Source organism: Streptomyces sp. NPDC031111 (assembly GCF_055570675.1).
Genome location: NZ_JBVIGS010000008.1, coordinates 223535 through 239531 on the forward strand (window position 1 = coordinate 223535; position 15997 = coordinate 239531).

The following is a 15997-nucleotide window of genomic DNA, read 5'->3' on the forward strand; positions in this document are numbered from 1 at the left end:
AACCCGAGGAGTCCGCGGCGGGAATGACCACCGCGATCCGGCCACGGGCACGACCGGGGGCCCGCCTGCGGCAGCTGAACGGTGCACCTGCGGCCGGCGGACGGAGAGGGACAGGAGATCACGTGGCCGGCCGCCAGTGGTGGACGGCGAGTGCGGTGGTGCGGGCGTGTTCCTCCAGGACGGTGAAGTGGTCTCCCGGGACGGTGACTTCGGTGTGCGGCAGACTCCAGGGCGGGGCGGGTTCCACGCCGGGCAGCCGGTCCCGGGCCCGGAGGAACAGCGTGGGGGCAGCCGGGCGCGTGGGCTTCCAGCCGGCGAAGAGCTCCAGGTACCCGGCCATGGCCGTGAGCCGGTCCGGATCGGCGGAGGAGAACTCCGCCGCCCGGTGCAGCATGTCCGACGTCATCGCGGAGAGCGCCTGCCCGCGGTCGTCCGTACCGCTCGGATAGGTGTCCACCAGGACGACGCCGGCCGGTGCGCAGCCCTCGGCCGCCAGCCGCTCGGCCACGGCCTGAGCCACCCAGCCACCGGCAGAGCGGCCCAGCAGCACCGGTGGTCCGTCACCCGCGAGGGCACGGACGGCCGCGGTCAGGGCGGTGACCAGGGCGTCCAGGCTGCCCGGCAGCGCCTCCCCGGTCCCGAACCCCGGATAGCGCAGTGCCGAGACGGAGCGCAGGTCCCGCAGACCGGCGCCGAAGCGCGCGTACTCCTGCGGTCCGGAGAGCGCGCTGAGCGCAGGGAAGCAGATCAGCGGGGCGCCGACCGCGCCGCCCTGCGCGAGGGTGACGGAGGCCGGCGCCGCACCGGGCGCTCCGGCGTCGTCGAAGACTGGGCGCAGACGTGCGGCGATGGTGAGTAACACCATGCCGTCCCAGGTCCGGCCCCGGGCACATGCGGTTCGGAACAGCTCCCCGAGGGAATCCGGAACGCCGCCGTCGCCCCGCGCCGATCCGGTCCGGTCCGGGACATCCGCCCGTCCGGCCGCAACTGGGCCGTCAGAGACTCCCTCGTCCCACTGAGCTCCGGGCCCCGCCGGAGGTCCGGAGGAGTCCGGTCGGCCGGAGATGCCCGGCCGGGCTGCGGGGTCCGGACGGTCCGAGGGATCCGGTCGTCGCCGGCTGCCGGAGGAGTGGGCACGGGCAACCTCCCGTGTGAACCGCTCCGCCAGCTCGGCGGCGACCGCACGCGGCGTCGGGAAGTCGAACAGCAGCGTGGGCGGCAGCGCCAGGCCCGTCGACGCCGCCAGCAGGTTCCGCAGATCGACCGCGGCCAGCGAATCGAGCCCCGAATCCGCCAGCAGATCGTCCGCGTCGATCGCGCCGGCCCCCTCCGGGTGGCCCAGGACCGCAGCCGCCCGGGCTCGTACCTCCGCGAGCAGCAGCACACCGCGCTCGTCCGGGGCAGCGGCGGCCAGCCGTCGGCCGAACGGATCCCCGCCTTCGTCGCCACCGGGCGCCCGGCGGTGACGCGCAGCCGGTGCGCCACCGGTCATTGCGGTCGCATCGAGGCGGGCAGCCACCACCACCGGGTCGTCGCCCGCCACGGCGGCGTCGAAGAGCGCCAGGCCCTCGTCCGCCCCGAGCGGGGTGAATCCGGAGCGGGTTATCCGCCGCAGGTCGGTGTCGGAGAGGTGCGCCGTCATGCCGTCGGTCTGCCGCCAGGGGCCCCAGGCGATGGACGTGCCGGGCAGGCCGAGCCGCCCGCGGTGTGCGGCCAGCGCGTCCAGCACGCAGTTGGCCGCCGCGTAGGTGGCCTGACCGGCGGAGCCGAAGGTGCCCGCCACCGAGGAGAACAGCGCGAACATCGCCAGATCGTGTCCCCGGGTCAGCTCGTGCAGGGCGAGGGCGGCGTCCGCCTTGGGCCGCAGCACCCGCTCCAGACGGTCCGCGGTGAGCGCCGGGACGATGCCGTCGTCCAGCACTGCCGCACTGTGCACCACACCGGTCAGCGGATGCGCCGCCGGTACCGAGTCGAGCAGCGCGGCGAGCGCCGCCCGGTCCCCGACGTCGGCCGCCCGGACGGTGACCCGTGCGCCCGACCCGCCCAGCTCGGCGGCGAGTTCCCGCACCCCCGGCGCGTCCGGCCCGCGTCGGCCGACCAGCATCAGATGCCGGACGCCATGGGCGGTGACCAGGTGACGGGCCACCAGCATGCCCAGTGAACCGGTGCCGCCGGTGATCAGCACCGTGCCCTCGGGATCGAGCCGCCGCCGAGGCGGCTCCTGCGCCGCCCGGGCCACGCGGACGAGGTCCGGTGCGTACGCCGTTCCCCGCCGTACGGCCGTCTCCGGCGCCGCGGCGGCGAGAAGGGCGGGCAGCACGCGCCAGGAGTCGGGGTGGCCGTCGACGTCGACCAGGGCAAAACGGCCCGGATTCTCCCGCGCGGCCGAACGGACCAGTCCCCACACCGCCGCATGGGCAGGTACGTGCTCCCTGGGACCGGTGCCGTCGTCGGCCGGACGACCGTCGAGCGGGTCGACGGCGCCGGAGGTGACGACAACAAGGCGGGAGCCCGCAAGACGGGGTGCGGCGAGCCACTCCCGTACCAGCTCCAGCGCCCGAATCGCCGCCCACCGCGAGTCCGCGGCCGGGTCCTCGGCCCCACCGGCCGTCTCCGGGGGCGGCGGGAGCGGTGCGACCACCACGGCCGGTGAGGCGTCGGCCGCCGCGGCCGGGTCGGCGTACACCGGGACGCCGGATCCCCGGGGCGCGAGGGCGTCCACGGGCCGGGTGCCGACCGCGCCGAGGACGCCCCACACGGGCACCGGGGGCGGCACGGGCGGCTCCGACAGCGCCACCCACTCCATCCGGTGGAGCGACGCCGTGGCGGTGTCCGCCGGGCCCGGTCCGGCCGGAAGGGGGCGCAGCGTCAGCGCGCGCAACGTCGCCACCGGCGCGCCCGCCGCGTCGGTCAGCTCCACCCCGGCCCGTCCGTCCGGCCCGGGGGCGACCCGTACCCGCACCGCGCGTGCACCGGGGGAGTACAGGCGCACCCCGTCGAAGGCGAACGGCAGGGACACACCGCCCCCGTCGGCACCATCGGGCCGCGCCACGCGGCCGTCGAGCGCCAGGACGTGCAGGGCCGCGTCCAGCAGCGCGGGATGCAGCAGGAACCCCGGGCCGTCGTCCTCCTGGGTTCCCGCACTCCCCGGGAGCTCGACCTCGGCGTACAGCTCGTCCCCGAGCCGCCAGGCGGCGCGCAGGCCCCGGAAGGCGGGGCCGTAGTCCAGGCCCCCTTCGGCCAGCAGCTCGTACGGATCGGCGTGCGTCCCGCCGGCGGTCAACGGCACCGCCCCCGACGGTGGCCACGTCGCGGCACCGGCCGCGCGGTCCGCCGACGGCTGCTCCGGCGCGAGTGTCCCGGACGCGTGCCGCTGCCAGGGCCGGTGACCGGCCGACGCGTGCGCCCGGCCGTGGAACAGCACGGTCCGCCGTCCCGCCCCGTCCGGCCCCGACACCGTCACCTGGAGTTCGACCGCTCCGTCCGCGGGCAGCGACACGGGCGCGGTCAGGACGAGTTCCTCCAGAACGGGCGCGCCCACCGCCGCACCCGCGTGGAGGGCCATCTCCACGAAGGCGGTCGCCGGCAGCAGCACCGACCCCGCGACCTCGTGGTCGGCCAGCCAGGGCCGGTCCGGCACGGAGAGCAGCCCACCCAGCAACAGCCCGTCGTCCTGCGCCGTTTCCGTGCGCGACGACAGGAACGGGTGCCCCGGGGAGTCCCTCAGCGGGGCGGCCCCGTGCTGCGCGGAGGCGTCCAGCCAGTAGCGGCGGCGCTGGAAGGCGTACGTGGGCAGGGGAACGCGCCGCCCACCGCGTCCCGCGCCATACGCCTCCCAGTCCACCGGCACGCCATGGGCGTGCAGAGCGGCGACGGTGTCGGTCAGCGCGTCCGCCTCCGGCCGGGCCGCGCGCAGCGTCGGCACGACCAGCGGCACCGTCGGCCGCTCACCGTCGTGCGCCCGATGCCCGCCCTCGCCCGCCGGTGCCGGTCCCGACGCGGCGAGGCAGCCGCGCACCAGGCCGGTGAGCACCCCCTCCGGGCCCAGCTCGACGTAGTGTCCCGCGCCCCGCTCCCGCAGGTACGCCACCGTGTCGGCGAAGCGCACCGGACGACGGACGTGGTCCACCCAGAACTCCGGTGTGCACAGCTCCTCGTCGGTGGCCGCCCGCCCCGGCACGGCGGTGACCAGGCCGAGGCGGGGCGCGGCGAAGGACAGGCCCCGCACGACCTCCGCGAAGTCGGCCAGCACGGGGTCCATCCGCGCGGAGTGGAAGGCGTGGCTCACCCGCAGCGTCGTCGTGGACCGGCCCAGCTCCCGGAAATGCCCGACGGTCTCCCGCACCGCGGACTCGTCCCCGGAGACGACCACCGAGCCGGGCCCGTTGACCGCGGCGATCTCCACCGCGTGCCCCCGCTCGGTGAGCCGGGCGGCCACCGCGGCCACCTCGTCCTCACCGGCGGCCACGGAGGCCATCGCGCCTCCCGGCTCCAGCGCGTCCATCAGCCGGCCCCGGGCCGCCACCAGCGTGCAGGCGTCCGTGAGGGACAGCACCCCGGCGACATGCGCCGCGGTCACCTCGCCCACCGAGTGCCCGGCCACCAACTCCGGGCGTACGCCCCAGGCCTCGAGCTGCCGGAACAGGGCCGTCTCCAGGGCGAAGAGGGCCGGCTGCGCGAACCGGGTCGTGTGCAGGAGAGCGGCCTCCCCGGTGCCGGGAGCGGCGAACACGACGTCCCGCAGGGGCACCGGCAGCAGCGGGTCCAACCGGGCGCAGGTCTCGTCGAACGACCGCGCGAAGCCCGCATGCAGCTCCCGTGTCGCGTACAACTGACGTCCCATGCCCACACGTTGGCTGCCCTGCCCGGTGAAGAGGACGGCTGTCGGCGCAAGTTGGCGGGCCGTGCCCGTGTGAACCCCCGGTCCGTCGGTGCCTTCCGCGACCGCCCGCAGGCGGTCGAGCAGTTCCGTACGGCCGCGCGCCACCACCACGGCCCGGTGCTCGAACGCCGACCGGGTGGTGGCGAGCGCGTACCCGATGTCCACCGGGTCGGCGTCCGGATCGGCGGTCACCCGCTCGTACAGCCGCCGTGCCTGGTCCCGGAGTCCCGGCCCGCTCCTCGCCGACACCGGAACAGCCACGGACACCGGCGCACGGTCGTCGACGCGGCCGCTTCCCGCCGCGTCGTCCGCACCGGGCACCCGCGCCGCTGCCGCCAGGTCTGCTGGGGGCTCCTCGAGCACCACGTGGGCGTTGGTGCCGCTGATGCCGAAGGAGGACACCCCCGCTCGGCGCGGACGGTCCGTCCTCGGCCACGGTACCGCCCGGTGCAGCAGCTCCAGCCGCCCCGACGACCAGTCGACCCGGCCGGTCGGCTCGTCCGCGTGCAGAGTGCGCGGCAGCATGCCGTGCGCCATCGCCTGCACCGTCTTGATCACACCCGTCACCCCGGCGGCGGCCTGCGTGTGACCGATGTTCGACTTCACCGACCCGAGCAGCAGCGGACGCTCCCGCTCCCGCCGCCCGTACGTCGCCAGGAACGCCTCCGCCTCGATGACATCGCCCAGCCGGGTGCCGGTGCCGTGCGCCTCCACCGCGTCGATGTCGCCGGGGGACAGCCCCGCGTCCGCGAGAGCCTGCCGGATCACCCGCTGCTGCGCCGGACCGTGCGGTGCCGTCAGCCCGTTGCTCGCCCCGTCCTGGTTCACCGCCGACCCGCGCACCACCGCCAGCACCGGCAGCCCGGCGCGGCGCGCCTCCGACAGCCGGCTCAGCAACAGCATCCCGGCGCCCTCGGCCCACCCCGTGCCGTCGGCTGCCGCCGCGAACGCCTTGCAGCGGCCGTCCGGGGCCAGCGCCCGCTGCCGGCTGAACTCCACGAAGGACGAGGGCCCCGACATCACCGTGGCCCCGCCGGCCAGCGCGAAGGAACACTCGCCCCGGCGCAGCGCCTGGGTCGCCAAGTGCAGCGCCACCAGAGACGACGAGCACGCCGTGTCCACCGTGAGCGCCGGTCCCTGCAGACCGAACGTGTAGGCGATGCGCCCCGACGCGACGCTCCCCGCGTTGCCGAGACCGAGGTAGCCCTCGACATGTTCCGGTGTCCGCGTCAGGCGCCGGGCGTAGTCGCTGTACATCAGACCGACGTACACCCCGGTCGGCGAGCCACGCAGGGCGCGGGGGACGACACCGGCGTGCTCGAAGGCCTCCCACGCCACTTCGAGCAACAGCCGGTGCTGCGGGTCCATGGCCAGCGCCTCGCGCGGGGAGATGCCGAAGAACCCGGGGTCGAAGCGGTCCACGCCGGACAGGAACCCGCCCTCGCGCACATACGTCCGGCCGGGGCGCCCGGGGTCCGGGTCGTACAGCGCCTCGATGTCCCAGCCCCGGTCGGTGGGGAAGGGGCCGATGGCGTCCGTGCCCTCGGCCACCAGCCGCCAGAGCTCCTCGGGGGAGGTCACCCCGCCGGGGGCGCGGCAGGCCATCCCCACGATCACCACGGGATCGTCGTCCGGCCGGACCGCGCCGCCGTGCGTGACCTCCGTGTCCGACGGTGTGCCGGCGCTCCGCGCACGCAGGTGGGCGGCGAGCGCGGCGGCCGTGGGGAAGTCGAAGGCGACAGCCTCGGAGAGCGGCAGACCGGTCGCCGCGGACAGCCGCTCCCGCAGCACCGTCGCCGTCAGCGAGTCCATGCCCAGGTCCCGCAGCGCCGTCATGGGCTCCACCGCCTCCGCCGCCCGACCGAGCACGGCCGCCGCCTCGCGTCGCACGAGGGACAGCAGGTCCTTGGCCGGTTCCCCGGCCGCTGCCGTGCCCAGTGCCCGCGCGGGCAGGGCGGCCAGGGCGTGCCGCCGCACCTTCCCGGAGGCGGTACGGGGAATGGCGTCCACCTCGTACAGTTCGGCGGGCACCTTGAACGCGGACAGTTCCGCCCGGCACGCGGCGAGGACCGCCCCCTTGTCCGGCGCGCCGCCGCCCGGCTCGCGAACCACGTAACCGACCGGCACCTCGCCGAAGACGGGGTGCGGGCGCCCGGCCACCGCGGCGTCCGCCACGGCGGGTAACCGCCGCAGCACCGCCTCCACCTCCGACGGGTGGATGTTCACCCCGCCCCGGACGATCAGCTCGCTCACCCGGCCGGTGATCACGAGGTCACCCGAGGACTCGATCCTCGCCAGGTCACCGGTGCGGAACCAGCCGTCGCGCAGCACCTCCGCGGTGGCCTCCGGCCTGCCGTGGTAGCCGGCCATGACGCCGGGCCCGCTCACCCACAACTCGCCCTCGCCGGCCTCCCGTCCGTCCGCGCCGCCGCCGACCCGCACCCGGGTGCCGGGCAGGACCCTGCCGCACGACGCGGTCGGCGTCGCGTCGTCCGGCCCCGCCATGGTGACCGGGCCGGCCTCGGTGCTGCCGTAGTGCTCCAGGTAGGGGACGCGGCAGACCGCCTCGAAGGACCTGCGGAATTCCTGCCCCGCCGAAGCGCCCCCGCTGACACAGCCCCGCAGGGCGGACGTCCCGAGACCGCCGTCGCTCCCGTCGCGACCCTCCTCGCCGCGGACCGCGTCGAGGAGCGCCGAGTACGTCGTCGGCACCCCGCCGAGAAGGGTGCAGGGGTCGTCCGTGCGGCGCAGTTCGCGGAGCACTGCCGCCACCGAGAAGCGGGGCAGCAGCACGGCGCTCGCCCCGGTCACCGTCACCCCGAGGACGCAGACCACCTGACTCATGGCGTGATGGAGGGGCAACGGCCACAGCAGCCGGTCCCGTTCCGACAGGCCGAGGACCCCGACGAGCCCCGAGGCGACCGGCGCGAGGCGGTTGCGCTGGGTGGACATGACCCCCTTGGGGACGCCGGACGACCCCGAGGTGTACAGCAGCCAGGCCACCTCGTCCGGCCCGAGGTCGTCCCGGGCGGGAAGCCCCGGCTCGGTGCCCGCCAGATCCTCGTAGCGCAGCACACCGTCCATCGGCGTGTCGCAGCCCCCGGCCGCCGGGGCGTCCCCGTCCTCGTCCTCGCCGCCCTCGGCCACCACCAGGGTCAGCCCGGGACGGGCCCGGAGCTCCGGCCGACGGGCCAGCCGCGCCTCGTCGGTGACGAGCACGCGCGCGCCGCAGTCGTCCAGCAGACGGGCCAACTCGGCCCCGGAGCCGCCGGGATCCAGCGGTACGCCGACCCCGCTCGCCCGGGTGACGGCGAGCAGGCTCTCGACCGCCTCGACGCGGTTGCCCAGCAGGATCGCCACCCGCTCGCCCCGTGCCACACCGAGCCGCGCCGCGTGACCGGCCAGCCGCCCGGTCCTGCGCTCCAGGTCGCGGTAGGTCAGCCGCGTGCGGCCGTCCTCGAAAGCGACCTTGTCCCCGAGACGCCGGGCATGCTCCCGGACCGATTCCGGCAGCGGCCTGATGATGTCCATGTCCGTACCCACCCGTTCGAACCCCCCTTTGTGGACCCGTGGTTGAGGATGCCGCGAACGCCCCGCGGGGTTGCGTGCCCGCGGCCACCTGCGCGGTGCATCCGTGCGACTCCCCGGGCCACCGGTAGCAAGGAGTTCGACGACGCCCTCAGGGTCGTCACGCTTGCCTTCGCCGTCGCAGAAGAAGACGTCGAAAGGGGCGTGCTGCTCGAGTAGCCGCCAGTCCCCGGTGAGCACGCTGACGCGGTCGTCGTCCGCGAAGACGCCAGCCGCTCGACGGGCCAGTTCCTCGTCCCGTTCCGCGGTGAACAAGCGGGCCTCGGCACCCATCCCACTGTGCAGCCAGGCGGTACCCACGCCCGAACCAGTGCCGCTCTCCGCGATGACTCCGTGGGGATTCGCAGCGGCGGCCGGCCTGAGCAACCTGCCCACCTCAGGGACGCAGCTCCTCTTGAAACCCGCCTCGGAGGCGAGACGCTTCGCGGCCACGACACGAGGCGGGACCGCACGCTCTGCCATGCTCACGAATCCCCCTACATCATGAACACGACGCTATCCCTCAGCAGAGGCGTCCGTACGGTGTTTCGCCTGTCCGGACCCGGCATATCTTCCCGGTCAGAGCACTAGTCGGGGGAGTGGCGCTGCGGGACGCCGGCCATTATCGGCAGCACCGGCTGGGAGCGGTCCAGCGCCGGGGCTGAGACTTCTCGTCCACGCAGAACACCAGAGCGCGCCCGGGCGGGTCCGGATACAGGCCGACGTCGTCGTGGACCTTGTCGACGAGGTAAGGGACCGCGGACAGCTTGAAGGTCTCGGTGCGGCCGCGGGCCGAAGGCCCGCCAGATCCGCGACACGGTCGCCTGCGACAGGCCCATCTCCTGGGCCATGGCCCGCGTCGACCAGTGTGTGGAATTCCTCCAGGCCGACTCCAGCGTCCGTTTCACCACGCGGCGACCTCTCGGCGGTCACTGTCCTCGGCCCGCCGGACCGCGGCATGTCGCCCAGGCCGGCGATCCGGTGCTCGACGAACCGCTTCCGCCAGCGGCTCACCGCAGGCGGTGTCGAACCTAGCTGGCCGGCCACCTCCTTGTTCGACGCGCCGGTCGCGCAGGCCAGGAGGCTCCGTCACCGCAAGGCCCACGCCTGGGGAGTGGAACGGCGCCGCACCCATCCCTCCAGCGCAGCCCGGTCCGTATCCGACAGGATCAACTCGGCCTTCGGCCGCCCAGTACGCGGCACCCCGCAACGCCACACATCTGAACAGCATTCCCGACTCAGAGGACTGGCGCCGGCCGTGCACGGTGCTCCGGGCGGTCAGTCGGTGGTGGTGATTCCGCCGGTGACGGCGATGACCTCGCCGACGGTGAAGCTGGAGTCGGCTTCGGAGGCCAGGTACACGTATACCGGCGCGATCTCCTCCGGCTGCGCGACACGCGCGAGCGGACCCTCACTGCCCAGACGGGCCAGGCCCTCCTGCGGCATGTTCGGGTCGGCGACGTTCAGCACCGTCCAGGTGGGTCCGGGAGCGACCACGTTCGCGCGGATGCCGTCCTTGGCGAGATGCTCGGCGATGGACTTGGTGAAGTTGACCAGCGCCGCTTTGGACGCCCCATAGTCGATCATGGTGTCGCTGCCCCTGAGGGCCTCTTCCGACGCGGTGGCGATGATCGCGTCGCCCGCCCGCAGGTGCGGGCGCGCGGCCTGTACCAAGTGGTAGTAGGCGTACACGTTGACCTTGAAGGACCTGTCCCAGTCCTCGAAGCTGAGCTGCGAGAGGTCGGTCTGGCTTTTCAGGTGTGCCGCGTTGTTCACCAGGACGTTCAGGCCGCCCAATTCCTGCGCCGTTCGCTCGACGGTCTCCCGGCAGAAGGAGCCATCGGCCAGGTCGCCGGGCAGGAGCAGGCACCTCTGCCCCACGGCCTCCACCGCGTCGCGGGTCTCCTCGGCGTCCGGCTGCTCCTCGGGCAGGTACACGATGGCCACGTCCGCGCCCTCGCGCGCGTACAACAGGGCGACGGCGCGGCCGATGCCGGAGTCACCGCCCGTGATGAGCGCGACCTTGCCGCGGAGCTTGTCCGCCGCACGGTAGCGCTTCGCCTCGTAGCGCGGCCGTGGGCGCATGTCCCGCTCCAGCCCCGGGGCCTGCTGCCGCTGCTTGGGGTAGGGCGGCTCCGGTTCGGTGCGGTTCCGCAGACCGGTGCTCTCTGTCCTGCCGTTGTCCTGCATGTTCGAGAACCTCCTGAGGAAGTGGGGCATGCTCCGCAGTCAGGTATCCCATGGCGTCCGGCACACACCCGGCTGGCCCGCGGGCTCGTCGGGACAGGTGATGAAGTACGCCGGCCACTCGGATCACCCCGTCTCAAGGCACGCTCCGGGATTGATCCGAGGAACTTCGCCGCCGCTGACTGGTGCGAACCGTCCGGCCTCACGTGCGGGCTGAAGCCGGTTCTGGAGGCAGCCGTGCGACGTGAGATCGCCGTACGGATCCCAGTTCACGCGTACGCAAGCTGTCGGGGATGTTGGTCGTACCGCGTTGGGTGATCACGTAGATTCCCGACCCTGGTGCGGTATGACGGCCAGCTCAGCCCTGACCGAAGTCCTCGACTGACATTCCACACCCTCGAAACTCAATGTCGGTGGCGCCGGATACCTTGCATCAGACGATGCACACCACTGGAGGGGACATGCCGTCTCAAGGAACGGTTCTCACCGCACTCACGGCAGTAATGCCGCCACATGACGGGGCCGATGAGCAGGTGGACTGGGATGCGATCCGGCGGGCTTGGGGAGTCGGCTTCCCCTCCGACTACGTGGCTTTCATGAGCACGTACGGAGCCGGCTGCATCGACGGCGCGTTGAGCGTTGTGACGCCCGAAGCGAGCACGCAGCCGGCCGACAGCCCTGACCTTGGGGGCATGGCGGCCGAGACAGCCAACATGCGGCACATGTGGGCCAAAGGAGGACCGGACGAGGTCGATGCCGGACCTGGTTCTGTCGTTGCTTGGGGCGTCAGCTGCGGAGCCGACATCCTCGGCTGGCTCACCGTTGACCACGATCCCAACAAGTGGCCCGTTGTCGTGTGGGAACGGCACGGCTGGCCCCACTGGAAAATCTACGATTGCGGAATGGCGGAGTTCCTTCGGCGCCTGTTCACCAAGGGCTTCGACGAGTGCCCGCTCAGCGACGCCTCCCTCTGGGGAGAGCCCTCTCCGCACTTCGTCCACTGGCGCGAGGAACGCCGACGGTGGGAGTCCGGCCTCGACCCCTACACAGGCGAACCCGACCCGTACTTCGGTATGAAGTACGGCTGATTGCGCCTCGGCACCTTGCCGACGACCGCGACACCTCGCCGGCCGAGCAGGTGGCCGGCCTCACCGAGGGTGCAAGACGCGTCAGCGTGGGGCTGAAGAACAGGCTGCATGCTCAAGAACCAGCGGTTCGCCGCCGCTGGCTACATCTGGGCCTTCGCCTCTCTCCGGTCCGACGCCCCACGGGCTCACCACGACAGGTGCCGAGCCACACCTCATGTCGCTGAGGGTCAACTGCAGGGTTCACGTAGCGAGTGCAAGTGATGTCGTGAAGGCTTGGCCGGCGTCGTACTTGTCTCGTGGTCAGTCCGCCGCGGGACCGGCCGATGGCATGGTCGTTCGGCTCTCCGGCAGGGGCCTCCTTTTGCGGGTCCCAGCCGCGTGCTGGTGAGCCCGCACGATCGTGGAGTCGACCGACACGGCCCAGTTCAGGTCCTCATCCGCCTCGGCCTGTGCCACCAGTGCGGTCAACACCCGCTCAGGGTCCCGTCCACGGCCCACATCCGCAGCCGGTTGCAGGCACCTCGCCAGTTGCCGTCCCCCTCCGGCAGGTGCACCCACTGCGTGCCGGTCTGGGACGTGAAGGCGATCGCGTCGATCACCTCGCGGTGTCCCGCCAGCGGCCACCCCGCTTCGGCGTCCGGTGCGGGAGCAATGGCTCGATCCGCGCCCACTGCGCGTCAGTCAACGGCACATCCGGACCAACGATTGGTTGAGCCCGAAGGGTACTGCCCGGCGACGCGGAAGGTGAGCAGGTCAGTCAGTCCGAGAGTTGTCTCGGGCTGTAGGAACCATCCGTAATGTAGGCGACAAGATCGCGGAAGGTGTGGAAGAACATGTTGTCTCCCTGACCGCTCCACCAGAAACGTTCCAGGGCATCGTTGCTGTGATGAAGCATCAGGATCCCCGCAGATCCCTCGGCGTTCACATGGATCGGGAAGACACGCGTCTCTTCCGGCAGCCCGGCCTCGGTCAGCGGGCCGGTCTCCACGACGATCTCCCGGAACATGGAGCCAAGTCCGCTCCGTTCCGGGTCCTTCCAGTCACGACATCCCAGGAGCGGCATCGTGTACTGGAATCCGTCCAGCCCGTCCGTCAGGTACAGAAACCGCCGGTACTCCGGATCCAGCGGCTGGCCGGCCAGGGCTTCCAGTTCCCTGACCTGTGCGGGGGTCGCCGGGGACCTGAGCCTGGGCATTTCGTCCGGGCTCAAGGGCGAGGAGGAGAGGTACTCGCGCGTCCTGGCGCGCATCAGCTCACCAATGAGCATCCACACCTCCACGAGTTCCTCCACTTGGACGGCGAAGACTGACCACTCAGTATCCGTAACCGCCCACGCGCGACAGCAACCCGTGATCCAAAACGAAAGACCCTAGTCCAGGACTGCGCCCGCGTGCCGTCATGGTCGGGTCAACCAGGACCCCGACCATGAGGCCGACCATGCCTCCGGCGGCAACGCGTCCAAGCCCCGACCATGGCTGGTCAGCGCACGGCCGGGGTGGGCGACCACTCCAGTGATCTTCCACTTCGTTGACTTCACCGTCGCCCTGTCGGCCGTGTGCATAGCCCTGATCAGCCTCCCCGGCTCCGCCGCCACCCTGGGACCGATCCCAGTCTGGCTGGTCGCGGGAACGCCCGACCTCGCTGTCGCCGCCATGATCTTCGTCATCCACCTGCACCGCGAACGCGCCCGCTTCCCCCTCTGGTCAACTTGCCTGCGCGTCAGCCTGGGTGCGGCCGTCGTGGTCGGGCCGATCGAAGCAGGGGTTTCCGTCCTGCTGTGAGTTCCCGAAACCCGGCCTCACACGGGCCGCCGTCGCTGATCACCGCCGCATCCCGGTGCGCTGTCTGCGCCGGCTCTTCCACGACCACGAGAGCACGGCCGCGATTCACCCGGTGCCGCACCGGGACGGCCAACAGAAAGAACTACTCGGGCAAGAGCAAATGCCACGGCCTGCTCGTGATCGCCCTCACCGACGACCGGGGCCGGCTGCTGGGGATCTCTGTGGCCCGGCCCGGACGCACCTCGGAGATCACCGCCTGCCGACACGACTATCTCACCGCCCACCTCCGCACGGCCGGCCTCGGCGCCATCGCCGACCTGGGCTCATCGGCCTGGACGACGCCGACGAACCCGACGCGGACCCGGCAGTGATCACCGGCTACAAAGCCGCCCGCAACGGGCCCCTCACCTCTGGCCAGAAACGGTCGAACACCGTCCTGGCCGCCGTCCGCGCCCCCGCCGAACCCGGCTTCGCCCACCTGAAGAACTGGCGCGTACTGAGTCTTCGGCAGCGGACGCAGAGCCGTGTGATCACTCACGGCCCGGTGCCCGATGACCTCGCCGTGGGTGCCGTGGACCTTCGCCCGACGCAACGGAAACCAGGCAGCGAAAGCGGCGTTCATCTCCTCGACCGCGGCGAACACCCGCCCCGCGAGCACGTGGTCCCGGACGATGCCGACCTGCCGCTCGACCCGGTCCTTGCCCTGGGGGCCAGCAGGCGGCCAGCACATCGATGTCGAAGCCGTAGTGCCCGGCGAAGACGACCGCCTCAGGATGCAGCGCAACCGCCTCGCCCGGAGCGACGGGCCGGCGCACGACCGTCGTGGTGCGGTCGTAGACGATGCTCATCGGCACCCCGGCGAGGTGCGCGAACGCCTGCCGGCGGCAGTCGAAGAGCGTGGCCAGTCCTGGCTGGTGGTGAAGCAGCGGAACGGATCACGCGAGTACGACAGCGTCATGTGGAACGAGTAGACCTTCGGAATGCCGACATGGGCGAGGATTTTGCCCTCGTCGCCCCAGTCCACCTGGGCTTGAGCTCCTGGAACGACCTCGAACGTCGGTGGAGGCCCCGCCAGCTCGCCCGGACTGGTGCCCAGTTCCTTTGCGATCCGCGGCCGGGCCTCCTGCAGATAGAGCTTCTCCCGCTGGTAGTTGATGCTGACCGCATAGTCCTGGACCAGGCGTTCATGGATCACCGACGCCTTCAGCAGAACCTCGGCCCTGAGCATTGCGTCGATCAGCGGCTGACCTCGTCCACCACCCGTCGCGGCTGGGCGAGCAGCTTTCCGAAGGCTCGCGGACTCAGCCCGGTGAACGGGGCTGTCCAGGAAGACTTCGACGCCGAGATCACACGAGGCACCGCAAGATCATCGCAGCCGCCATGGGAGCGCTGGAGGCCGGACCAGCCTCAGAACTCCCACCAGAGGTCGATGCTCGGATGGACTCGCTCGCGCAGACAGCTCGAGTGGGCGTAGGCCTTCTGCCGCACCTGGCCTCCGCGCCTCGGGTCCACGGCGCCAAGCCGGAGCTCGGTTGCTGCTCCGTCTTGGTCGAGGTCGATGACCTGGTAGCAAAAGCAGCAGGTGGGGTTCGGGTGCAACGATGCCCTCTCAGATCGGCAGGACGGCGCCACTGGCCGTGCCGTCCCGCCGACCCTACGCCGCGGAGGTCGATAGCGGGACAGCCCTTGAAGCATGTTGCACAAGGCCGTGTTCGGGCAGGTCAGGGCCTTGGAACGCGGTCTTCTGGTCATCGTGCGGTAGTAAACCGCAACCATGAGCACCCGGTCGGCCAACGGCAGCGACCACGGTGGGCCCCCGCAAGGTGCCGTTGCCGCCCCGCTCCCGCACCACCTGCCACAGACCCGAAAACTGCGTTACCCGCAGCCCCGTGAACGTCTCCGCCCACACCTGCTCAGCCTCAACACCCTGGCCATGCAAGGGAGATGTCTAGTTCACAGCCTTGTGCAACACCCTTCAACGAGGTGCTGCGAGTACGTCCTGGAGTACGTTCTCGAGTGTGACGCGGGCGAGTTCGTGTTTCAGGGTTTCCTCGATGCCCTCGTAGATGTTCTGCATGGCCGGCTGGATGCCGTGGCCCACCACGCATTCCTGGTCCGGGGTGGTGCGGTGCATGGCGAACAGCGGGCCGGTTTCCACTGCCTCGTACACGTCGAGCAGGGTCATCGACTCCAGCTCGCGCGCCAGTGACCAGCCCGCGCCCACGCCCCGCCGGGACTCCACGAGCCCGGCCCTGCGCAGCTCGCCGAGCAGCCGCCTGATCACCACGGGGTTGGTGTTCGCGCTGGTCGCGATCTGCTCGGAGGTGGCGACCTCATGACCCTGGCGCTGGTAGAGACCGATCCATGCCAGCGCGTGGGCGGCAATGGTCAGCCTGCTGTTGGCACTCATGAGCCCCTCCTCCCGGCCGCAACGCTTCATGTTACGACAGCGCAGTCGTAACAGTGAAAGTTGCAACAGGCTGTCGTAACAA

At 72.0% G+C, this 15997-nt stretch carries 10 protein-coding genes and 2 pseudogenes; 3 read left to right on the plus strand and 9 right to left on the minus strand.

What is annotated here, in order from left to right; translation table 11 throughout:
- Positions 1-118: 118 nt before the first annotated feature.
- The 3 genes from ACZ470_RS18785 to ACZ470_RS18795 all read right to left on the minus strand — a co-directional run bounded on the left by ACZ470_RS18785 (position 119) and on the right by ACZ470_RS18795 (position 10639).
- Positions 119-8413 (minus strand): type I polyketide synthase, encoded by an 8295-nt coding sequence (locus ACZ470_RS18785; protein ID WP_468428476.1) that lies wholly within the window; start codon positions 8411-8413, stop codon positions 119-121.
- A gap of 615 nt (positions 8414-9028) precedes the next feature.
- Positions 9029-9496, minus strand: coding sequence for a hypothetical protein (locus ACZ470_RS18790; protein ID WP_468428478.1), 468 nt, complete (start codon positions 9494-9496; stop codon positions 9029-9031).
- 231 nt (positions 9497-9727) lie between these two features.
- A complete protein-coding gene (locus ACZ470_RS18795) occupies positions 9728-10639 on the minus strand; it encodes an SDR family oxidoreductase (RefSeq protein ID WP_468428479.1) in 912 nt (303 codons plus the stop codon).
- Between the two features lie 437 nt (positions 10640-11076).
- Here ACZ470_RS18795 and ACZ470_RS18800 point away from each other — a divergent pair, with 437 nt between their 5' ends.
- Positions 11077-11724: an SMI1/KNR4 family protein gene (locus ACZ470_RS18800; protein WP_468428481.1), complete on the plus strand. Its 648-nt coding sequence runs from the start codon at positions 11077-11079 to the stop codon at positions 11722-11724.
- 464 nt (positions 11725-12188) lie between these two features.
- On the opposite strand, the gene ACZ470_RS18805 is transcribed toward ACZ470_RS18800, so the two are convergent.
- Together ACZ470_RS18805 and ACZ470_RS18810 are read right to left on the minus strand one after the other, a co-directional pair.
- A complete protein-coding gene (locus ACZ470_RS18805) occupies positions 12189-12395 on the minus strand; it encodes a transposase (RefSeq protein WP_468428483.1) in 207 nt (68 codons plus the stop codon).
- Positions 12396-12481: 86 nt separating this feature from the next.
- Complete coding sequence (locus ACZ470_RS18810; RefSeq protein ID WP_468428485.1) at positions 12482-13003, minus strand: SMI1/KNR4 family protein; 522 nt, start codon at positions 13001-13003, stop codon at positions 12482-12484.
- A 232-nt stretch (positions 13004-13235) separates the two neighbouring features.
- On the opposite strand from ACZ470_RS18810, the gene ACZ470_RS18815 reads away from it, so the two are divergent.
- Positions 13236-13505, plus strand: a complete 270-nt coding sequence (locus tag ACZ470_RS18815) for a hypothetical protein (RefSeq protein ID WP_468428487.1) — start codon at positions 13236-13238, stop codon at positions 13503-13505.
- A gap of 176 nt (positions 13506-13681) precedes the next feature.
- Positions 13682-13876 (plus strand): hypothetical protein, encoded by a 195-nt coding sequence (locus ACZ470_RS18820; protein ID WP_468428489.1) that lies wholly within the window; start codon positions 13682-13684, stop codon positions 13874-13876.
- Positions 13877-14349: 473 nt separating this feature from the next.
- On the opposite strand, the gene ACZ470_RS18825 is transcribed toward ACZ470_RS18820, so the two are convergent.
- The 4 genes and pseudogenes from ACZ470_RS18825 to ACZ470_RS18840 all read right to left on the minus strand — a co-directional run bounded on the left by ACZ470_RS18825 (position 14350) and on the right by ACZ470_RS18840 (position 15915).
- Entirely contained in the window at positions 14350-14733 is a 384-nt protein-coding gene (locus ACZ470_RS18825; RefSeq protein WP_468428491.1) for a hypothetical protein, read from the minus strand.
- Between the two features lie 47 nt (positions 14734-14780).
- A pseudogene (locus ACZ470_RS18830) lies at positions 14781-14864 on the minus strand (IS5/IS1182 family transposase); the annotation flags it as partial.
- 386 nt (positions 14865-15250) lie between these two features.
- Positions 15251-15444: pseudogene (locus ACZ470_RS18835) on the minus strand (IS5/IS1182 family transposase); the annotation flags it as partial.
- Between the two features lie 36 nt (positions 15445-15480).
- Entirely contained in the window at positions 15481-15915 is a 435-nt protein-coding gene (locus ACZ470_RS18840) for an Rrf2 family transcriptional regulator (protein ID WP_468428493.1), read from the minus strand.
- Positions 15916-15997: the final 82 nt, after the last annotated feature.